A 19,891-nucleotide genomic window follows, 5' to 3' on the forward strand; every position below is an offset into this window, starting at 1 on the left:
TACTCGGCGGTGCGCCGGCCGCCTGACGGTGTCCACCAGAATCGAACTCCGCTGCGCTCCGTACCGTGAAAAGAATCGAATTTCTTTTCCACATCTAGCTTCTCCGAGCCTGCATCACCCGGTCCCGGCTTACCCACCCCTGACTCCGCGGCGCTCCGGCCCGATGGGCTCCGAAAACTTTATACAACGACTTCGGCTGAAAACTTTTCGTCCCGGGGGGCAGGACGCCGTTCCCGTGCGCGCACCGCAGTCGGAGTGTTCGTCGGCTGCGGCCGACTCCGCCGAGACCCCGTCACTAGGTAGGTGAGAGCTGTGTCAGCAGTCGTTGTCTCGCGCGGTTGATTCGGCTTTTCACCGTCTGAACAGGGATGTTCTGATGTGCGGCAATCTCGGTATAGGACATGTCGGCGAACTCGCGCAGGACGATCGCGACGCGAAAGTCTTCGGGGAGCGTAGCGAGGGCGCGGCGGACTGCGTCGATGTCCGCGACGCGGTCGGCCGACAACGGCGCTGCGTCGATGAGTTCGAGTTCGTCCGGCTCGGCGGTGACCGTCTCCTTGCGTCGGCGAATAACGGCCAGAGCTGAGTTAGCAGCTATCCGGTGCAGCCAGGTGCCGAATCGGGAGTCGCCTCGAAAGCGGTGCAGGTTGCGCCATGCCGCAAGGAGTGTGTCCTGCAATGCGTCTTCGGCGTCATGCCGATTGCCGGTGATCTGAAGGCAGACAGCCCAAACATGGCTGCGGTGGTGGGCAACGAGTGCAGCAAATGCGGCAGTGTCGCCTTCGCGGCACGACGCAAGCACTGCTGCATCGTCGATCATCGTGTCCCCCCGGATCACCCCAGCGGACTTTGTGGCCCACTCTTATCGCCCAGATCTTAACCGGCAGTGTGCCGGGTCAGTCATCCCAACCGCGTCAGAAGTCTGTGCTGTCGTCCACGGCGACCTCGGGGACATCATCGGCGGGGTCCTTTTCCAGCGTCGTTGCGTCGCTATCGCCGACAAGATGTGACAGGTAGAAGTCGTTGTCATCATCGTCGACGAACTCGACGAACTCGCTACCGGCACCACCGTCGTGAGGGACCAGGCCGTCCTCGGCATCGGGGGAGTCCGGATCGACCGCGTATGCGATCGCATCCTCCCAGATACTTTGGGGTGGAGGTTCGAGGAGTGAGTCGCGCGAGACTCCGAGCAGTTCGAACAGGGTTACTTCGTCACCGTCGCTCATTGCTGCCTCTCCTGTTCCGCCTTCGGTGTCGATGGTCCCACGTGTGCATCATCAGTCAGGTCAGGGTGATGATTGCCCAGGCTCGACCGACAAGGGCTGCGACCGAGGGATCCACCGAGTCATCTGCGAGGTCCGGGTCGGGTGCATCGGCGACGAGCATCTCGTACCCGGAGTCGGCCCAGGCATCGGCGAACTGCTCGATCGGTACTTCGAGCTGGTTGCCGTTCGGAGTACCGGGGTCCGACAGGATGACGACCCCACGTGTTTCGTCGATACCGGCGATCACGAGGGCGTGATCGGGCCGATCGTCCTCGACGACTTCTTCTCCTGGATACCAGATTTCACCGGAATCGACCATGGCGATGACACCGTAGCCATCGCCAAGCTTCACTTTCAGATCCTCGATCGAAGAGTACTCGAGGTGGCAGGGAACACCCTGATCCTCCATCAAAATCTCGATGGATTGGGAGGTCATGCCGGTACTTGGATCTCCGTCGACGAACAAGCCGAGTTCGAGGGCGCGGTCGATGAGCTGCGAAGGATCGGAAATGTCGAGGCCGGTGTATTCGGAAACGATCTGCGCTACCGAAGACGGTCCGCATGCCCCATCGAATTCCTGATAGAACCAGTCCGCCGTCCATGCCGCGGGTGTGCCCTGAGTGCCGTCTGCCGGGTCCGGGAGTGCTTCGGGTTCAGATGGGTCCAGGTCCAGGTCCAGGTCCAGGTCCGGTGTAGGTGGTGCTGGCGCGAGCTCCGGTGCCGGTGAGACCGGGACAGTGAGATATGGGTCGGGGGCGGTCATCGAAGGCATCAGTGGCATCGACACGTCGGTATCCGGCGCCGCGCCCGTCTCGATCATCAGCGGCATCGTGGGCATGGGTTCGAGCGCGATGGCATCGCCGAGCAGCTCCGACTCATCGTCGTATGCCGTGGGCTCGTCGATGACGTCGTAGTGAGCGGCTGAGAAGCTATCGTCCATCAGACCAAGTCACCGGGGTTGGGAGCGGAGTTCCAATCTCCGCTCTGGCCGGCGTCGATATACACCTCATCGGCGTACCCATCACCGTCGGTGTCGATGCCTTGGTAGTCCATGATGCCGTCGCCGTTGGTGTCGAGGAGCACGGTGTCGATCGCGCCATCGCCGTCGGTGTCGGCGTCGATTTCGTCCGGTCGACCATCGCCGTCGGTGTCGAAGACCGCGGTCTCGAAGTAGCCGTCACCGTTGATGTCGAGTTCGCTGACATCGGCGTCGCCGTCGCCGTCGGTGTCGGTGTCGATGATGTCGAAGGTCCCGTTGCCGGTGCTCGAGGTCTCCACCACGTCGGCGACACCGTCTGCGTCCGTGTCGTGCTGGATCTGATCGACCGTTCCATCTCCGTCGAGGTCGATATGGATCGTGTCGATCACCCCGTCACCATCGATGTCGCGCTCGGAGACGTACGGTGACGTCCCCACCGGTGCGCTCTGAGCATTCGGCGCCGGCGCTGCGCCGGATCCATCGAAGGTGGCGTCGTCAGGGTTGCCGACCACCTGGGAATTGTCGGTACTCCCGGTGTCGGGATCACTCGATGAGCCGGTGCTCGCATACGGGTCGTTCAGGCGGCGGTCGTTGGACGTTGTCACGGGATTCCTCTTTCACGGGTCATTGGGGTTACTGCACGCTCTCGGTGGTCAGTAGTGAGATGCACGAGAAGGACCGAATGTTCCCGCGGCGTACACCGATGCACCGAACCAGATCTATTGCGGACCAGATCTATTGCGGACCAGTTCTTCCCTGCCGGAGAGAGTCGACCTCCTCCGGTGTTTTCGCTCCGGCGGCGCGAAAACCCCGCTGCCGGCCAGTCTGATAGTTCTGTTCGATGTCGGCGGCGGTGCCGGTGAATTCGGCGAGGGTGAACGATCCATGTTCGGTGTCGGCGACGATTTGAAGAATTGCGTCGTCCTCGTCCCAGTCCCCGTGCCAGTCCTCGTTGCCGTCTGCGATGTAGACAAGCAGTCGATCGGCGATGAGTTCGTCGAGTTCGTCGAGACTGCGGCAGGTCATCCGGATTTGAGGGTCATGTAACCAGACGGTGGGAGCTGGACCCCAGCGAAGTTCGGCGGTGTAGATCGTCATGTGAAGTCTCCACTCACAGAAGGCCGGTCGCTTTGAGGAAGGTCAGCGCGTCCGCAGCGGTGCGCATGCCGTACAGGGTGAGCATCACCCCGGATTCCTTGTTGACGTAGTTGGCAGAGACATAGTTGTTGAGCTCGGAGATGTTCACCCCAGCGGTGCCGGCGGCATTAGCGGTGAAGGTGGTGTTCGGGATCTGGTAACTCTCGAATCCGATGAGGGCTTTCTTCGCATTCTTCGGGTCGATGGACACCGAGAAGTACTCCGAGTACTGCCCGAACAAATCGGCGAGGGAATTGTCCGGGTCGACAGTGCATTTGGCTTGCAGCACGTCCATCACGAAGGTCTGGCGTTCACACGAAGTGATGACCTCGGCCAGAGCGGCCGGTAGCCTCGCCTCGATGGCCTCCACAGAGTCTGCCGGCCCGCTCGGTGCAGTCGTCGCCGCGGGCGTCTCCGCGGCCACTGGTGACTGAGCTGCGGCGCTTTCTGCAGGTGTGGTGAACCCTCCGGTGAACCCGATCGCTGCGACTGCGGCCAGTAGGACGACAGTCGCAGCTGCTCCGGCGATCACCGATACGCGGCGAAACCCGGTGCGCGCGGTGGGATTGCTCGTGGAATCGTCGCGGAGTTGCTCGCGGGGTCGGATCTGGGGTGTGAACAATGGCCGGTCGGGCCAGGCCTGCGACTGTGGGTACTGCCCGGTCAATTGTGCGGTATATGCCGAAGGCGCCTGCACTGCTGGGTGACTAGCGGCGGCGGCCGCGATCAACGCTCCCTGGGCTACGACGGTCTTGGGGTCGTCGAGGGTCGCGATCGGCCCGAGCGGGGCAAGATGAGTGTGCACGAGCGGAATACGTGATGAGCCGCCGGTGAGATATAGCGCGGACAGCTCGTGCGGGGAGCGGATGCCGGCGTCGCGGAGGGTTTGGCCGGCCATATGCGTTGCTTGTTCGACGGTCGGAGCGATCAGGGCATCGAACTCGGTCCGGGTCACTGTCAACGTCTCCTGCTGGCCTTTGGCGACGACGGTGATCGTCGCGGACGGCGTCGAGGACAAGAGCTCTTTGGCGCGGCGAATGGAATCGTCGAGGTTGCGGTGCACGTGGGCCGGTGCCCCGCTGCGGATGAAGTCCAGCAAGGCGGGATTGCGGTCGCTGAGTTGGTCGTCGACCCAGCCCCGCAGAAGCGCGTCGAGGTTCTTCCCGCCCAGTGCGTTGTCACCGCGTGCGGCGATCACTTCGAATGTGCCGTGCTCGGTCGCGGTCAGAACTGCGATGTCGAGGGTGCCGCCGCCGAAATCGAAGACGGCGATCTTCGCCCCGGGAGCCATTGTTTCGGTGCGCGAGTAGTAGTGCGCTGCAGCGCGTGGTTCGGAAACCGTGGTGACATGGTGGTGGCCAAATCCGATACGGGCGGCGGCGTCGATGAGTACCCCGATCTCGCGGGGGGACCATCCTTCGGGGTGGGTCAGTACCAACCGGTGCGGGCGTTGGTCGCGGTGGGCGGCGTTGGCTCGGCTGAGCACCGAATGCAGTACCGCAGCCACAGCGAGGGCCGGGGGGATGTCGTAACCGTTGACGTGCATGATCGGGGAGCCGATCTGGCGTTTCGGGGCGGGGACGAATGCGGCCGGGTTGGTTTCGGCCTTGTTGAGAGCGACGTCGCCGACGTCTATCGAATCGGGGGATTCGACGAATACGGCCGAGGACATGAGATTGCCCTGATGTGTCAGTGGCAGCGTTTCGGCGGTACCGGTGCTGACTCCGGTATGGGCGGCGGCGGTGTTCGAGGTGCCGAAATCGATTCCGAGCATCCAACCTGACATAGCTACGTCGTTCTCCTCGATCAGAAAGTGTTCAGATGAAATCTATTGCGGTACAGATGGTGCGGACGTGATCTGTCGTTACTCGTCTTTGAGTTCACAGAAGCGCCAGTTGTCGTCGATACGCTGGTAGTCGATGACCACCACCGCCCCGTCGACGTCGGCGACGGGTGCGCCATCGGTGCCGGTGACCGAGAGACGAAGCCTCGAGGTGGCGATATCACCGGTGATGTTCAGTCCAACCCACTCATCGACGGTGATGGTGCGCGGCGGCGATGGTGGGGTGTCGTCGTTGGCAACGACGAAGGCTTTGTCTTCATCGCAGAGCAGTGGAGCGTACTCGGTGCGCTTCTGCTGTCCCAGTAGGTCGAGGTAGTGGGCGGTGAAATCTTTGACGGCAGCGATGTCCTCCGGGGCGCCGGGTGTGACGTTGCGGGCGGATGCGGCCGGGGATCCTGTGGTCCCGTTGTTGCCGTTCAGTGCCCATCCCGCTCCGCCTACAGCGGTGAGCACTACCGCAGCAGCCGCAAGTGCCGGGCCCTTGTAGGACCGACTGCGGGTAGCGGAAGGCAAGGAGGTTCGAGCGGGTACGAGCTCTGCTGCGCCGCCGATCGTGGGGTCGAGCGCGATGGCGCGTGATGTTCCAGGCGAGGACGACGCCGCGACCAATGCGCCCTGCACAACGACGGTCTTCGGATCGTCCAGGGTGGCAACAGGGCCCAGTTCCCGAGCACGGGCCTGAACCAAGGGGATTCGAGAGGATCCACCGGTCAGATACAACGCGGTGAGGTCTTCGGGTCCGAACAGCCCTGCATCGCGCAAGGTCGCGCGGGTGAGAGAGAGGGCTCGTTCGATTTCTGGGGCGATGATCTGTTCGAAGGTTGCGCGGTCGAGCAGCAGATTGTGCCGTCGATCGTTGCGACTGTCCGCAACAGTGATCGAGGCAGTCTCCGTTGTCGAGAGCAATTCCTTGGCCCGTTGAATCGAATCGTCGAGGGTACGTAGAACGTGTGGGGGAGCGCCTCCGCTGCGCAGAATTGCCAACAGATCCGGATCGAGATCGGCCAGGCGTTCATCGACCCATCGCCGGATCAGTGCGTCGATGTTCTTTCCGCCCAATGCATTGTCACCGCGCGCACCGATCACTTCGAACGTGCCGGTGCCGGTGGCGGTCAGGACCGCGACGTCGAGGGTGCCACCGCCGAAATCGAAGACGGCGATCTTCTGATGAGGCTTCAGATGTTCTGTGCGGGTGTAGAAGTGGGCGGCGGCTCTCGGCTCGGAGAGCAATGTCACCGATGCGGATGGATACCCCAGATGGGCGGCGGCATCGAGCAGTACCGCAGTCTCCCGAGGCGACCACCCTTCGGGGTGGGTGAGCACCAGCGCCGCGGGCCGCTGACCGCGGTGCACGCGGGTGGCGCGCTCGAGCACCACACGCAGGACCGCAGCGACAGGGACCCACGTTCCGATCTCATAGCCGTTGACCAGTACGAACGGTTGACCGATGATCCGTTTCGGGGAGGTCAGGAACGCGGCAGGGTTGGTTTCGGCCTTGTTGAGTGCGACGTCGCCGACGTCGATCGAGTCGGGGGATTCGACGAAAACGGCCGAGGACATGAGATTGCCCTCGTGGGTGAGTGGCAGAGTTTCGGCGCTCTGGCTACGCAACCCGATGTGGGCGGCGGCGGTGTTGGAGGTGCCGAAGTCCACGGCCAGAAGCCAAGGGGCAGCAGTTGCGGTGGTCATGGCTTGCTCCGGATCAGAGTGTAGGTACGCATCAGTTCGGCGAGGGCTGCGTCCTCTGCGGCGGTACGGGTCGAAATCGACTGTTGCGCTACCCACGTCAGATGCTCGGTGGCTCGCTCGTACACCATGTGCGGCGGCGATTGGGCTGCAAGGCCGACCCGTTCGGCGTTGCAGCGGCCGAGCAGGACCCGCCGTAGATGCTCGGCGGCGGCAGCGGATGGATCGGCCAGCAGCAGCGCACGCAGCGCACGGAAGGCCAACACCGACGACATCGAAGGGTCGTTGCGGATCCAGTCGAGAATCTCTCGGACTTGCTGGCGAGCCGGGTGCGCGTAGGCGAGGGTGTCGAGTTCGACGAGGATACGGCTCGCGCGATGCAGTGATGCGAAGTCGTGCAGTGTCGAACCGAGGAGTCTGCGCAACGGAGTGATGTTCGAGTGCTCGACGAGCCATGAATTCAGGACGTGGGCGCCGCGGCCGGCGAGGTGGCGTCCTTCGACGACACCGTATTCACCGAGCAGGTCGAGCAGCCGGTCACGAACCGGCCCGCTCAACGGTGCGGGGTTCTCCGACTCGAGGATCTCGATCAGGGTGAACGGATCGAGATCGGCGAGCGTGTGCAGTGCCGCAGCGTCGGCTTCGGTGAGAGCGCCGGTATGAGAGGTCTGCCCGATCAGGCCGGCGATCGGAACGACGGCGGCGACAGTGTCCGCCAACTGCGCAGAAAGTTTGTGTGCGTGCGCGCCGGCATGTTCGAGAGGACTGCGCCGCCCGAGTACTCCCTCACCGAAACTGTCCGCCCGCGAGAGCACACCGAGTGTGTTCAGTGGAGTGAAGCCAAGCCTGCGCAGAAACTCCATTTCATCGGCGCGGGGTACGGAGTCGAACAAAAACATGGCGGCGTCGGCATCGACGGAGGCGGTACGGGATTGTTCGAATCCATCGATCAACACGCGGCGAGTAGCGGTGTCGTTGTCCACGGTCAGGGTCGCAAGTCCCGGGGTGTCGATCAAGGTCAGCTCTTCGATGGCCTGAGATGGGAGATACCGATGCAGGTAGGCAACCTGCGAGGCGGCGATACCGAGATCGCCCACAGCGTCACCGGTGAGCGGGAGTGGCCGACGAATGCCGTCGAGCCCGACGACTTCGGCGCGCGAGGGTGCACCGTTCTGGTAGACGGTGACGACGTTCGTCGCTTCCAGTGCAGCGGTATCGGCGACGGGGGCACCGATGAGGGCGTTGACCAGTGTGGACTTTCCTGCTTTGAGGCGGCCGACGATCACCACACGCGGCGGTGACCACAGCACGTCCCCGATGCGGTTCGCGTGCTCGATCAGATCACCACCCAGGCCCGCGATCGCCCCGAGACCGTGGTGAATGGTGGTCCGGATCTGCTCGGATGCGTTGGGGGCCAGGGGAGGGGGGATGGTCATCTCAGCGTGCCGCCACGATGGGGGCGTAGACGGACACTTCGGGGAAGCGGATGACATCACCGTTCGGCCCCGACCAGCCGGGGCGAATCAGTGCGACCACCATCCCGACCTGATCGGCCGTGTCGGCGCCGACGCTCCCGACGGCCTTGTGGAACCGCGAGTCGAATCTCGACCCAGTGTCGGCTCCGATGAGATGGATACCGAGTGCAGCGAGATCCTCACGGATCTGCTCGCGGACCCCGTCACCGAGATCGTGGCATCGAATCATCGCTGCCAGCAGCGCTGCCTCGGTCACGGTGCGTGTGGTGGCGGCCGCGGGATGCTCGGTACGGGGGGTGAGGCGGCGCGGGGCGAACGGATCGAGCTTCGGCTCGCTCGCGTGGGTGCGTAGTACCCATCCGGCGGCGAACGCGGCCGCCAAGGATGCGGCGGCACCGATGATCAGCAGTGCGAGCATGTCAGGTCACTTTCACTGGTTGCGGCGGCACATTCAGGCGCGTGATGAGGTTGTCGAGTTCGGAGATCTTCGCCGTTGTCACGCGCAGATTGTTCTGCAGCCGCTTGAGTGTGGCGTCACGAGTGGCCTTTTCGAGAGTGGCGCTCTCGCGGGCATCGGTGATCTGTTGTTGGACAGTCTCTATCGAGGATCGAACGTGTTCGCGGTAGCGCAGCACGATTTCCGGACGCGAGAGCGCCAAGGCAGCCTCGAGCATTCTCGATGTGCTCGACTTCGCTGCGGCCAGTGTTTCGCGCAGCCACGACAGTAGGTTCGTCTTTCCTGCGCGCATCGCCTTGTAACCGAGATTCACCCCGACCCAGACGACGCCGGCGACAGCGCCGACCCCGATCAGCGCCCCGAGCATCGAGGTACCGATCATGCCCATCGTCAGCACACTCGGATCGAGCAGGCCCTGTCTCTTGCTGGCGACCTCCCCGGTGGCCAGCGGCGCGCTCTGCATGGAGGCAACGATGTCGGCCCGAATCTGATACCAGATCGCCTCGGACTCGAAGAGTGGCAGAACGATCGCGGCGAGCGCATCGAGGAACACTGTCACCGTGCTGGTCATCGCCGCGAGTAGATCAGCTTCTATCTGCGCGGTGAACACCTGCGGACTCTTACGCAGCACCGCCATTCCGGATGAATTGATACTGACCGTCCAACGGGTTTTGATCTCGTCGAGTTGTTCCTCGAGATGGGAGAGCGCTTGCTGGCGGGCAAGTGTCAGATCCCGGGCCAGGTAGTGCTCCCACTGCGCGCTCTGGTCCTTGAGTTGTTGTAGACGATCACGATGGGCGGTCAGTTCGGGAAGCACAGCGGCGCTGCCGGAGGTGACGTCGATGTCGACACCGATCTTGGCCTGTACTTTTCGTAAGCCTTCGATCGCCGTCCGCAGAGCGTCGACGGAGGGACCGTGCTGTCGGTCTGCGAGGCGCTCGGTAATCAGTGAGCGCAGTTCGAAGATTCCGCACTGCTGCTCGATCCGTGCTCGGCGCGGATCTGACACAGGAAGCTCGGCTGCAGCCGATGCCCGGACACTCGAGACGCCGACCACGGGAATCGTGCGCCGAAGATGCTGTTGGATAAGGTGCTGGTTCTCCTCGACGATCAGTTTCCAGCCCCGCAGATGCTTGTCGGTTTTACTCACCGCCACGATCACCGATTCCGTCGTCGCTGCGGCATCGCGCACGAACTCCATCTCCGGGGCAGTCAAAGGTGTCGAGGCATCGCAGACCACCACCAGAACCCCGGCCTCACGAGCAGAGACGAGAGCCAGTTGCCCATGCACGGCCTCGAGCCCGCCCGTGCCGGGTGTATCGACGACGACCGTGCCGCCGCGCAGAAAATCTGATTCGACCCCGACGATCGCCCGAGTGGGCAAGGCATCTCGCGCAGGATCCTGGACATGGCGACCGTCGGCGGTGACCCAGTCGGGGAGGCGCGCACCGAGGACCTTCTCGGTGTGACCAGGAAAGACCAGCTCGGCAGACCCAGGGGGGAAGCGTTCGGACTCCGCCACGAAACTGACCGTCGCCGACGTCGTGACATCGACACCGACCGGTGAGGCATCCCTGCACCCGAGGAGGGCGTTGACCAACGAACTTTTACCGCGCTTGACCTCACCGACCACAACAACGGTTCGGGGCTGGAGCGGAGCGTGGGCTTTCTGTGATGCCACCGCCGCAGCTGTGTCGAAACCGTAGGCAGTGAGAATTTTCGTAGCTCCCGCCAAAGCCTGTTCGACCTGCTGCACGGTACTGGGCATCTCGGCTGTCGCCGACTCCTCCGCACCGACTGACACCGCCGCCCCCTCTTTTGCGCGATCACCTGCAGCAACACCTGAATGTGTCACTGGCTCTTTGGTGAGATGCGAGGACGCGACGCTTTGTTCCCGTCACCTGGAAACTTTTTCGAAGTCCGTGCGGCGGGAACATTCACTGTCCTCGGCGCATCCGATACACGAGAGTCCAGCGCACTGCCTTCCACTGTGGCTGGATGCTGCTGCTGCCACTGGTGGCCGCGACATCGAAATTCGAGAGGACCACACGACGATGCACCCCCGTACACTCGCCGCAGCGAGCGCAATCGCGGCACTGATGCTGGTGACAGGCTGTTCCAGTACAACCTCAACGGGTGGTGATGCTGTCGCTACCGCAGATTCGGATACCGAGTTTCCGATCGCACCCGGTGACATCGACCCCGGCCCCTTCCCCACAACACCACAAGCGGAGTTCGGTGCCGTCGCCAACGACGGACGAGGCCGCATCGTCGAAGGTCAACGCCTCGCGGAGTATGTCGTACTCCCCACCGAGCTCGATCCCGAACTGACCAAGGGCGCTCAGATGTCGACCTATGTCATCAAAGAGGGGTCCGCGCTGGGAAACCTCCTCCCCGGCCGCCAACCACAGATCGCGCAAGATGCCGGAATGATCGTCGGTTTCTCCACCTCGCGTTCCTATCTGGACCGGGCGGCCGGAAAGTCTGTGGTCCACGCTGTCCTGCGATTCCCAGACAGTGCCTCGGCAGCGCGCGCTGCACGCGAAATGTCCACTGCAGGAACGGAGCCAGCAGCAGGAATCGATGGTTCACTACCGTCGAGCATCGCCGCACTCCCAGACACCTCGGTGACCACATACGAGAGCGGTGAGTCGTTTTCGTCCGAGGGCTACACCGCCCGCGGTGACTTCGTCATCTACACCTGGGTAGAAACACCAGTCGGAGAAAAGGATTGGGCGGCGCAGATCCTCGCCAAGGCCGTCGATCAGCAAGGCCCGATGATCGACGAATTCCCCGCCACACCAGTCGGTGAGATCGCCTCACTGCCGATGGACATCGACAAAGTGCTCGTGTTGACCATCCCCGCCGAGAAAGGCCGCTGGGCAACCGACCTCGCTGTCTACGGTCCCCGCGGCGCGACGCACTTCGCCACCAATCCGACCACCAACCTGGCCGCGATGAACGAAGCTGGATCGGACCGCCTCGCGCGAGATGACACCAGCGTCTACCGCGCCGACGATGCCGCCGGCGCCGAAAAGCTGCATACCCTTTTCGCAGAGGAAGCCGTCACCGATCAAGGAATGATCCCGGCCGCATCCCCACCGGGAGTTCCGGGCGCGAGCTGCTTCCTGTTCGAGACCGCTTCGGGCGACTACACCTACTGCCTCGTGCACAACGGCCGCTACCTCGGAGAGGTCAGCGGACTCGACGACGAAAAAGGCGTCCATCAAAAGGTAGCGGCGCAATACCTGATCCTCGACTCGGCTCGATAGATGTTCGACCGCCGCACCGACCGGTGCGGCGCTCGAACAGTGCACATCGAAGGAGCGAGAGAGGTGACTGGCCTCCCCCTCAGACGGCCAACCACCCCTCCCGCACAGAGTTAGACGCGGCCGGGGGCCGAATGGTTCCGTCGTTCGGGAAAACTTTCAGAACATCGCCAACTGCTCAGGGGCGACCCTGTTGCGCTTCGGTGAACGCGGTCGCGCTACAACCCCAGCCGCATGGGGGAGAGCTGCCGGCACAGGAGCCTGGGTGAGACCGATATTGGCTCTACTCGACAGCTCAGCCCGGATATACATCCGCTGAGCTTGCAATTGCTGGCCATCACGACTGCCACGGTCCGCCCATTGGGCCCGCCAAGCTTGCGAACCCGCCTGGGGTGCAGCCAAAGCCCGATCGGTCAGTCGATCGAGCAGGATGTCGATCTTGTCGAGCAACGTCTGTGCGAGCTCGTCGAGGACAGTTTTCGGCACCCCGGCCTGCAACTCGACGAAGCTCACCTCGCCCACAGTAGCCCCGCGCACGGACATCGGTTGGGCTGGTTTCGCGAAACTTCGATCAGATCGGAGAACACGGTTTTGATAATCGCGTGTGCCCGGTGAACGACATCGGCGGTCGTCGTCGGCAGGGTGCTGTTGGTGAAAAATGGGTGATACTGCCACACCGGAAACAATGCATCGCGGTAGCGCGCGTCTTTGACCCGCCGGACGATCAACCGTGCAGAAACAGGATGGGCGGTGGAAGAGAAAGCGGTGAAGGCTGTTTCGGCGACCTCGGCATCGGAGATCCAACCACGACGGACCGCTCGCGCACATGCCCTCGGGATCGTTCGGCGCGAACTCCACCTGGGTGCAGTGCGCAGCGATCGCGCACAACCTGCTGCGCGCGGCCGGAACCGTGGCAGGCGGCCGTCGCGCGAAAGCGCGCGGGATGACGCTACGGCGGAAATCGTCAACATTCCCGCCCGCTTCGTGCGGCCACAACGCGTACCCACACTGCGTCTACCGCGCAAGTGGCCGTGGCTCGATGCGTGGCTTCAACTATGACGCAACATTATTGGGATCAGTCCATCCAATCCTGCCTGAGCCAGACCGGCACGCAGACTCGGCCCATGCAACGACAATCGTGGAAACGCTGGGTAGACCAGCGGGCGACACACGCCCGAAGAACCCCGACCCCACAATTCGAACATCGACGACAGTGCATAACCTCAGTCGGTGGATCGAGGCCTAGTGGCGTCAGCACTCGGCGCCCAGAAGCGGCCAAACTTGAGTGATGAGAAGTGGGGCGTAGGCACACCATCGGACTGCGAGATGTGTGCTCTTTAACGCCCGGCTGTCTGACCCCCAGTTATCCCACGGCTGGCACGAGTGCTCCAACTTTGAAGAGTTGGAGCACTCCTCGGTGCACTTATTCAGGTGAACATTTTGTTCCGTTTTAAATTACCTGTCTTGGTATTCTTTTAGTCCATTACTATCCTTCCTGTCCATGGGCGCGAAGATGGAAAAATTCTGGTATTAATTAAACCCGGTATCCGAGGCTGGTTGCCCAGGGATCTCGCATAAAGTTCCTAAGTCTGTGAACTTTTAATTAAATTAAGACCGAGAGAAAGTGATGGTTCGGGGACATGGGTTCATCGTCAGACTTAGCTCTGCCTGGAGACCATTATTCGTCTCAGGCTCATTATGAACAAGAGTTGAAATCGATCCACCAGCGGAGCTGGTGGATCGTTGGGCATGCTTCCGAATGGGAACGAGCCGGCGACTTTAGAAGGTATGAGATCTTCGGCGAAAATATTATTGTCGTACGAAATCGGCGCGGGGAGTTTCACGCGATGGTGAATATCTGTCAGCACCGTGGAGCTGAGATTTGCACAACCCCTAGCGGCAACGCTGGAGCAGTCCTACGGTGTCCGTATCACGGGTGGAGTTACCGTCATGACGGTTCAGTATTAGGTGTCCCATCGCGGGAGGCCTTCGATGCGGACACTACAGGGCGTCGACTGCCGCGAGTATCTGTTGACGTAGCGTTGGGTTTCGTATGGGTTAATCTCGATCCTGAATGTGACTCGCTTGAGGTGCACCTTGACCTGATTTTTAAAATGCGGTTCGGTGACGCCTCGAACCCCTTTCGCGAGAACGGCATCGAGAAGTTAGGCCTGGCGCGCACCATTGATTATGGAACAATCGGAGCGAACTGGAAACTGCTATGGGAGAACTTCAGTGAGTGCTATCACTGCCCAACATTGCATGACAGTCTCTGCAATGCTGTGCCTCAGTTCGCTTCGGGTTACGGTACCGTTACCGGACCGCAGGGGCAGGGAGCGCGACTAGCGGACAGTTACGAAGGGTTCTCGATTACCGGGACAAGGGTTGGAACTGTTCTCCCCGGCCTTAGCTCATCCGACGAGAGAATGTTCTATGGTGCACTGCTTTGGCCTACCGGTCAAATAGTGTGCGTTTCTGATCACGCAACATTGCTTTGCATGATTCCAGAAGGACCCGACCGAACACGAGTGATTGGGTACTGGCTATTCCAGCCAAGTGATATCGAGGACCCCTTGTTCAATCCAGACCCCGCAGTCGAGTTATTCGACAAGACAAATCGCGAGGATTTTGATGCTTGTGCTCGGATGCAGAAGAACACGACTAGTTCGCACTGGAATTTATCGCACGTTTACGCACCTTTCGAATACAGGATCCGCAGTTTCCGTCAGTGGGTGGAAGCGGCGATGTCGGCGCCTTCCATCACAGACGCTTATTTGTCGGCTGCTGCACAGCCATCAGGCTGGGATGATATTCATCATTACATTGGAAGCGAACAGGGTTTGAAACCCGCTGGAATGGGAGAGACGTCGTGAATCGTTCTTCATCCCATGTTGCACCGCAACGCTCGGTAGCTATCTTACGCAACGTCACCCCCAATGACGCATCAGCAATCTTTCGGATCGCGCGGACCGTCGAACTTGACATGAACTCTCACTATATTTACACCTTGTGGTGCCGTGATTACAGCGAGTACACTGCCATCGCTCTCGATGACAACGGTGGAGTTCTGGGCTTCATCATGTGTTACCCGCGCCCCTCGGATCCTGACCATTTATTCATCTGGCAGGCCGGCATCATCCCCGAAGCGCGTGGACTTGGACTCGCTGTGGCGCTGCTGCACCATGTCTTCTCAGGAAAATTCTCATACGTCGAGTGCACCATCACGCCCAACAACAGCGCTTCGTTGAGGTTCTTGCAGAAGTTTGCTGACCAGGTCGGTGCGCCGTTGAAGATTTCGCTGTTCCTCTCAGAAGAGGATCTCGGTGGATCTGGGCACGAGAGAGAGGACTTGGTGTCTATCGGCGCGATCCCTGCGATGGCAAGTCAACCGGTCACGTCGTAACAGCCTGCGCGCCGATGGGGACTTATCGCGACGCACCGGGACAACGCCGGCGTGATCAAATTTGCGTCGCCAGTCGGCCGACAGAATTTGTCAATATAGAGTTATGTGCGCTATTTGTCGAAAGTTTTTAACCGCGATTGGGATGCGGTTGCGCTACGTTTCTCGACGGATGCGACTGAGGAGCAAGGGGATTTGCGAACATGAAGGTGAAGAAACTTCAGGATGTTGTAGGAACCGAACTTGAGGTAACGGCAGCAAATAACACGTGGACAAGTCGCCGGATCGTCGTTGCCGACGACAAGGTGGGGTTCTCTCTCCACGAAACCTTCGTGAAGAGAGGTAGCGTCAACAGATTTCACTACGCACACCATTCCGAAGCGGTACTAATTATCGAAGGGACAGGATCGGTGACCGATCTGGGTACGGGAGTAGTTCACCAAATCGGTCCAGGATCGATGTATCTGCTTGATCAGCACGACGAGCATATTCTGACGGCTGATAGTGAACTCAGGGCTATTTGTGTCTTCACACCTCCGGTGGTAGGTCCCGAACGTCATGATGCTTCCGGTGCATACCCAGTCAGCCTGTAGCTAGAACATTCGAATCGACTTCAGGTGATCGGACATCACACCCGATGAGTTCGATGTAGTTTTTTCCCCAATCGTTGAGCGCGGAGACGAACGCCCGCAGCGCTAAACCTTGGGAGGTCAGCGAATACTCGACACGGGGGGGAACTTCGGCATAGGCAGTGCGGGTGACGATGCCGTCGTTTTCAAGCTCTCGGAGCTGACGCGTGAGTACGCGAGGTGTCACCTGCCCCACCGAACGCCGAAGCTCACCGTATCGCTTCGGACCTTCGAGCAGATACTTTACGATTGTCATCTTCCATGCGCCACCGAGGACGGCAACGCTGACCTCGACGGGGCAGGCTTCCAACGCGCGACGCACAGGTTCGCGGATAACGACTGTTGCTTGCGGCATGAAGTTCTCCCCTTGAACAACTTTAAATGTGAAAGTCCAGCTCGTAGCTATGGACAATATTGTGCATACTACCTAACTCGTTCACAGTAGACTACTCATCTACTTATGGACATAAATGTAACAACTTCCAAGCAAAGTGACTCCGAAGGCGTAGTCGACCGCGGTCGCCGTTGGTTGCACCCGGCGTGGAAGATGGTCCTGATTGCAGGTGCGGCACTGCTCGCATCCGGGTCGTATACCACCGTTGCCGGCCTAATTACTGAACCACTTGTCATGAGCGAAGGCTGGAGCCGCAGCGACATCGGAGTCGCAGTAGCGATCAACATGGTGCTCTACGGGGCTGTTGCGCCCTTTAGTGCTGCGGCCATGGATCGATACGGACTGCGCAAGGTCACTACATCTGCTCTTACGTTGCTCGTCGCAAGCTCAGTGTTGTTGACAACCCTTAGCTCCAGCGTCGGAATGTTCATCTTGTGGTGGGGAGTTCTCGTCGGTATAGGGACTGGATCGATTACGATGGTTTTCGGTGCCACGGTCGCCAACCGATGGTTTGCTGATCATCTTGGATTGGCAACCGGGATTTTGACCGCGTCTAGTGTCGTTGGTCAATTTGCAATGTTGCCCGTGCTCTCGGTCGTGATGTCTCACTACGACTGGCGTGCGCCGGTTCTGGTGTGTGGAGCACTCGCCGCGATCGCAGCCATCCTTGTTGTCGTCTTCCTTCGCGGTGCGCCCTCGGAACTCGGCGTCGAGCGTTACGGGCTCAACTCCGCCATTGACACTCCCGACGTGACATGTGATCAAGAAGTTCTGACGCGGACCCTTTCGGTGCTTCTCGAATGTATTCGGTCGCCACGATTTTGGCTGCTCGCGTCAATGTTCTTCCTGTGTGGGGCCACGACCAACGGACTGATGTGGTCACACTTCACTCCGGCGGCCCATGACCACGGCATGATGCCCACTACTGCGTCCACTTTGCTGGCAATCATCGGCTTTGCCAACATCCTTGGCACAGTCTCCGCCGGATGGTTCACCGACCGTCTAGAACCCCGCTCACTGCTTGCTCTCTTCTTCCTGTCTCGCGGCATCACACTCGCGGTACTTCCGCTCATTTTTGGAAGACACATGGACCCCAGTCTCATAGCATTCGCCGTCGGGTTTGGAATTCTCGATGTGGCGACAGTTCCTCCCACGATCGCGCTATGTCGGCATTACTTCGGCGCGAATAGTGCGTTGGCATTCGGTTGGGTCAACGTATTTCATCAAATCGGAGCTGGCGCCATGGCGCTTACTGGGGGACTAATACGCGATGCAAATGGCACTTATACTCTGGTGTGGATAGTGGGCGCGATCCTATGTGTTGTTGCCGCCGGGCTAGGGGCAGTATCGGCAAAGATTCATGTTACCGGTGGCAGTAAGCTTGTACCTGGACCACGATCTGATGCTCGGTAACGTTCGTTGAGATGCTCGATGCGTCCGGATTCGAATCCGACCGCACCCGTCCTTGGCGGGATGCGGTTCTCGCAGTGAGCGCGGTGACTGTGCCGAAGTTCGAGATCTTGGGCCCGACCGTGAGCGGTGTCGGTGGCGAGTGCAGTCAATCGGACCGTCTGGGTCAGTGAACCTCAACTGCTCGTCAGGGGTGCAGGCGTTCCTTTCAGATGATCACGTGCGTCCCGGTCGGCTACCAGATGGGTCGAGGATGGCGGTGGTGTCGACAACCCCGGCGCCGTCGTCGACCTTCTCAGCGGTCGATGTTCCGACCCCGCGTTGCAGGGGACGTCGGCGAGTGCGATGAACATCGTGTCGTTGAGCCCGAACCCGATCGAATGCGACCACTACTCCTTCCACCGACAACGGCGGAGGCATTTTAGATGTATTGGCCGTCATCAGTGGTCCCACTACGATGCTGACCGAGCTCGCTAGTCAGTCACCCTGCCTATAGGAGAACCGCTGTGTCTGTTTCTGGCTTTCCGTCGCCTGCACCACCTGCATTGAAGGGGCGACGGAAGTGGCCGTGGGTCACCGGTGCAGTCGTGTCCGGCTTGCTGATCATCGGTGTGGTGGACCCGACCGGGTCGAGGGACACAGCCGCGCAGGAAGCAGCCGTAACGGCAGCATCCGCCACGACGACCAGCACCCCGAACGCTGCCATCGCTACAGCATTGCCAGTGGCTCCGGGCGCCGCCGCGACTACACCCGAGTCGACGCTCGCCCCCGCACCGGTGGCGTTGGCGGTCGACAACGCGGACGGTGGAAACGCTGCTTTGAGCATGCTGGCGACAGTGCCGATCAAAGGGCGTGCTCCGAAGACCGGGTACGACCGAGACGTGTTCGGGCAGGCGTGGACCGACGATGTCACCGTCGAAGGTGGGCACAATGGCTGCGACACCCGCAATGATATTTTGCATCGAGATCTCACCGCGATCACCGAGAAGCCCGGGTCCAACGGGTGCGCGGTACAGACCGGCACCCTGGCCGATGCATACACCGGCACCACCATCAGCTTCGTTCGCGGTACCGATACCTCGAGCGCTGTCCAGATCGACCACGTGGTCGCCCTCAGTAATGCCTGGCAGACAGGTGCTCAGCAACTTGATCCGGCCACGCGGCAGAACCTGGCGAACGACCCGCGCAACCTGCAGGCCGTCGATGGCCCGGCGAACCAGCAGAAGAGCGACGGCGATGCCGCGACATGGCTCCCCAGCAACAACGCATACCGGTGCACCTACGTTGCTCGGCAGGTCGAGGTGAAGGCCGTCTACGGACTGTGGGTGACCCAGCCCGAACACGATGCGATCACCCGTGTGCTCAGTGACTGCGGCGCCGCAGCCCCAGTCGCCGCACCCGCACCTGCTCCAGCAGCACCCGCACCCGTCGCACCTGCTTCTGCTCCCATAGCACCAGCACCAGCACCCGCTCCGGCGGCACCAGCCCCGCTGGTCGAGGCACCTGCACCTTCGAGCGTGTACTACACGAATTGCAGTGCAGTTCGTGCAGCCGGTGCCGCCCCCATCAGGGCCGGACAACCCGGATACAGCAGCAAGCTCGACGGTGATGGTGACGGCGTCGGTTGCGAGTAACGCCGTGGATGTGATCTGCAAGTGCAGTCGTCAACTTAGAGTCGGCGAGGGTGTCGGAAGTCCCACGGCGCAAGCCCCACGTCGAAGTACGCCTTATTCGGTTTTTCTCTGCCACAAACGAACGATGCTGGGACACCGAGTTTCGATCGGCTCATTGCACTAAGCGCTAGCAATGCGATGATCTGAACAGACCTCTGCGTTTTTTCGCAATTGGAACTGACCTCGCTGTCTACGGTCCCCGCGGCGCGACGCACTTCGCCACCAATCCGACCACCAACCTGGCCGCGATGAACGAAGCTGGATCGGACCGCCT

19 protein-coding genes and 3 pseudogenes are annotated in these 19,891 nt (G+C 61.0%); 9 read left to right on the top strand and 13 right to left on the bottom strand.

Annotation, left to right across the window (positions count from 1 at the left end; translation table 11 throughout):
• Positions 1-295: 295 nt before the first annotated feature.
• From ABIB36_RS21155 to ABIB36_RS21200, 10 genes are all read right to left on the bottom strand, one after another.
• Positions 296-817: an RNA polymerase sigma factor gene (locus tag ABIB36_RS21155; protein ID WP_354563363.1), complete on the bottom strand. Its 522-nt coding sequence runs from the start codon at positions 815-817 to the stop codon at positions 296-298.
• A 97-nt stretch (positions 818-914) separates the two neighbouring features.
• On the bottom strand, positions 915-1,226 hold the full coding sequence (locus ABIB36_RS21160) for a hypothetical protein (protein WP_354563214.1): 312 nt from the start codon (positions 1,224-1,226) through the stop codon (positions 915-917).
• A 55-nt stretch (positions 1,227-1,281) separates the two neighbouring features.
• Positions 1,282-2,205: a C39 family peptidase gene (locus tag ABIB36_RS21165; protein WP_354563213.1), complete on the bottom strand. Its 924-nt coding sequence runs from the start codon at positions 2,203-2,205 to the stop codon at positions 1,282-1,284.
• Positions 2,205-2,849, bottom strand: coding sequence for a hypothetical protein (locus ABIB36_RS21170; protein WP_354563212.1), 645 nt, complete (start codon positions 2,847-2,849; stop codon positions 2,205-2,207). Before ABIB36_RS21170 ends, ABIB36_RS21165 begins: the two co-directional genes overlap by 1 nt.
• A 130-nt stretch (positions 2,850-2,979) precedes the next feature.
• Entirely contained in the window at positions 2,980-3,342 is a 363-nt protein-coding gene (locus ABIB36_RS21175; RefSeq protein WP_354563211.1) for a hypothetical protein, read from the bottom strand.
• A 13-nt stretch (positions 3,343-3,355) separates the two neighbouring features.
• The gene (locus ABIB36_RS21180) at positions 3,356-5,167 is read right to left on the bottom strand and encodes an Hsp70 family protein (RefSeq protein WP_354563210.1); all 1,812 of its coding nucleotides are present in this window, start codon (positions 5,165-5,167) and stop codon (positions 3,356-3,358) included.
• A 78-nt stretch (positions 5,168-5,245) separates the two neighbouring features.
• Entirely contained in the window at positions 5,246-6,913 is a 1,668-nt protein-coding gene (locus ABIB36_RS21185; protein ID WP_354563209.1) for an Hsp70 family protein, read from the bottom strand.
• Entirely contained in the window at positions 6,910-8,346 is a 1,437-nt protein-coding gene (locus ABIB36_RS21190; protein ID WP_354563208.1) for a GTPase, read from the bottom strand. Before ABIB36_RS21190 ends, ABIB36_RS21185 begins: the two co-directional genes overlap by 4 nt.
• Position 8,347: 1 nt before the next feature.
• Positions 8,348-8,803 (bottom strand): nucleotide exchange factor GrpE, encoded by a 456-nt coding sequence (grpE, locus tag ABIB36_RS21195; protein WP_354563207.1) that lies wholly within the window; start codon positions 8,801-8,803, stop codon positions 8,348-8,350.
• A 1-nt stretch (position 8,804) separates the two neighbouring features.
• On the bottom strand, positions 8,805-10,646 hold the full coding sequence (locus ABIB36_RS21200; RefSeq protein ID WP_354563205.1) for a dynamin family protein: 1,842 nt from the start codon (positions 10,644-10,646) through the stop codon (positions 8,805-8,807).
• 250 nt (positions 10,647-10,896) lie between these two features.
• Here ABIB36_RS21200 and ABIB36_RS21205 point away from each other — a divergent pair, with 250 nt between their 5' ends.
• The gene (locus tag ABIB36_RS21205) at positions 10,897-12,114 is read left to right on the top strand and encodes a DUF7373 family lipoprotein (protein ID WP_354571684.1); all 1,218 of its coding nucleotides are present in this window, start codon (positions 10,897-10,899) and stop codon (positions 12,112-12,114) included.
• Between the two features lie 156 nt (positions 12,115-12,270).
• Here ABIB36_RS21205 and ABIB36_RS21210 read toward each other — a convergent pair whose 3' ends face one another.
• Positions 12,271-12,624 carry a hypothetical protein gene (locus tag ABIB36_RS21210; protein WP_354563344.1) on the bottom strand — a complete coding sequence of 118 codons (354 nt, stop codon included), beginning with the start codon at positions 12,622-12,624 and terminating at the stop codon, positions 12,271-12,273.
• Between the two features lie 53 nt (positions 12,625-12,677).
• A pseudogene (locus ABIB36_RS21215) lies at positions 12,678-12,914 on the bottom strand (IS1380 family transposase); the annotation flags it as partial.
• A gap of 5 nt (positions 12,915-12,919) precedes the next feature.
• On the opposite strand from ABIB36_RS21215, the pseudogene ABIB36_RS21220 reads away from it, so the two are divergent.
• From ABIB36_RS21220 to ABIB36_RS21240, 5 genes and pseudogenes are all read left to right on the top strand, one after another.
• A pseudogene (locus tag ABIB36_RS21220) lies at positions 12,920-13,170 on the top strand (IS1380 family transposase); the annotation flags it as partial.
• A 581-nt stretch (positions 13,171-13,751) separates the two neighbouring features.
• Positions 13,752-14,084: pseudogene (locus ABIB36_RS21225) on the top strand (aromatic ring-hydroxylating oxygenase subunit alpha); the annotation flags it as partial.
• 69 nt (positions 14,085-14,153) lie between these two features.
• On the top strand, positions 14,154-14,984 hold the full coding sequence (locus tag ABIB36_RS21230) for an SRPBCC family protein (RefSeq protein ID WP_354563367.1): 831 nt from the start codon (positions 14,154-14,156) through the stop codon (positions 14,982-14,984).
• The gene (gene ectA, locus ABIB36_RS21235) at positions 14,981-15,514 is read left to right on the top strand and encodes a diaminobutyrate acetyltransferase (RefSeq protein ID WP_354563360.1); all 534 of its coding nucleotides are present in this window, start codon (positions 14,981-14,983) and stop codon (positions 15,512-15,514) included. Before ABIB36_RS21230 ends, ectA begins: the two co-directional genes overlap by 4 nt.
• A 200-nt stretch (positions 15,515-15,714) precedes the next feature.
• Positions 15,715-16,104 (top strand): ectoine synthase, encoded by a 390-nt coding sequence (locus ABIB36_RS21240; protein WP_354563358.1) that lies wholly within the window; start codon positions 15,715-15,717, stop codon positions 16,102-16,104.
• Here the strand turns inward: ABIB36_RS21240 and ABIB36_RS21245 are convergent.
• Entirely contained in the window at positions 16,094-16,495 is a 402-nt protein-coding gene (locus tag ABIB36_RS21245) for a winged helix-turn-helix transcriptional regulator (protein WP_354563356.1), read from the bottom strand. The two genes, ABIB36_RS21240 and ABIB36_RS21245, sit on opposite strands and share 11 nt — an antisense overlap.
• Positions 16,496-16,600: 105 nt before the next feature.
• Here ABIB36_RS21245 and ABIB36_RS21250 point away from each other — a divergent pair, with 105 nt between their 5' ends.
• The 3 genes from ABIB36_RS21250 (at position 16,601) to ABIB36_RS21260 (ending at position 19,578) form a co-directional block, all read left to right on the top strand.
• Positions 16,601-17,947 (top strand): MFS transporter, encoded by a 1,347-nt coding sequence (locus tag ABIB36_RS21250; protein ID WP_354563354.1) that lies wholly within the window; start codon positions 16,601-16,603, stop codon positions 17,945-17,947.
• A gap of 11 nt (positions 17,948-17,958) precedes the next feature.
• A complete protein-coding gene (locus ABIB36_RS21255; RefSeq protein ID WP_354563351.1) occupies positions 17,959-18,117 on the top strand; it encodes a hypothetical protein in 159 nt (52 codons plus the stop codon).
• Positions 18,118-18,450: 333 nt separating this feature from the next.
• Positions 18,451-19,578, top strand: coding sequence for a GmrSD restriction endonuclease domain-containing protein (locus ABIB36_RS21260; RefSeq protein ID WP_354563349.1), 1,128 nt, complete (start codon positions 18,451-18,453; stop codon positions 19,576-19,578).
• Positions 19,579-19,891: the final 313 nt, after the last annotated feature.

The sequence above is a fragment of the Rhodococcus sp. UYP9 genome (genome assembly GCF_040547235.1).
Lineage (GTDB): Bacteria > Actinomycetota > Actinomycetes > Mycobacteriales > Mycobacteriaceae > Rhodococcoides.

What these genes read in the sequence shown, in the direction of transcription:
- ABIB36_RS21160 (WP_354563214.1), bottom strand. Translation starts at nt 1,226, where the DNA reads ATGAGCGACGGTGACGAAGTAACCCTGTTCGAACTGCTCGGAGTCTCG.
- ABIB36_RS21165 (WP_354563213.1), bottom strand. Translation starts at nt 2,205, where the DNA reads ATGGACGATAGCTTCTCAGCCGCTCACTACGACGTCATCGACGAGCCC.
- ABIB36_RS21175 (WP_354563211.1), bottom strand. Translation starts at nt 3,342, where the DNA reads ATGACGATCTACACCGCCGAACTTCGCTGGGGTCCAGCTCCCACCGTC.
- ABIB36_RS21180 (WP_354563210.1), bottom strand. Translation starts at nt 5,167, where the DNA reads ATGTCAGGTTGGATGCTCGGAATCGATTTCGGCACCTCGAACACCGCC.
- ABIB36_RS21185 (WP_354563209.1), bottom strand. Translation starts at nt 6,913, where the DNA reads ATGACCACCGCAACTGCTGCCCCTTGGCTTCTGGCCGTGGACTTCGGC.
- ABIB36_RS21190 (WP_354563208.1), bottom strand. Translation starts at nt 8,346, where the DNA reads ATGACCATCCCCCCTCCCCTGGCCCCCAACGCATCCGAGCAGATCCGG.
- grpE (WP_354563207.1), bottom strand. Translation starts at nt 8,803, where the DNA reads ATGCTCGCACTGCTGATCATCGGTGCCGCCGCATCCTTGGCGGCCGCG.
- ABIB36_RS21205 (WP_354571684.1), top strand. Translation starts at nt 10,897, where the DNA reads ATGCACCCCCGTACACTCGCCGCAGCGAGCGCAATCGCGGCACTGATG.
- ABIB36_RS21240 (WP_354563358.1), top strand. Translation starts at nt 15,715, where the DNA reads ATGAAGGTGAAGAAACTTCAGGATGTTGTAGGAACCGAACTTGAGGTA.
- ABIB36_RS21245 (WP_354563356.1), bottom strand. Translation starts at nt 16,495, where the DNA reads ATGCCGCAAGCAACAGTCGTTATCCGCGAACCTGTGCGTCGCGCGTTG.
- ABIB36_RS21250 (WP_354563354.1), top strand. Translation starts at nt 16,601, where the DNA reads ATGGACATAAATGTAACAACTTCCAAGCAAAGTGACTCCGAAGGCGTA.
- ABIB36_RS21255 (WP_354563351.1), top strand. Translation starts at nt 17,959, where the DNA reads ATGCTCGATGCGTCCGGATTCGAATCCGACCGCACCCGTCCTTGGCGG.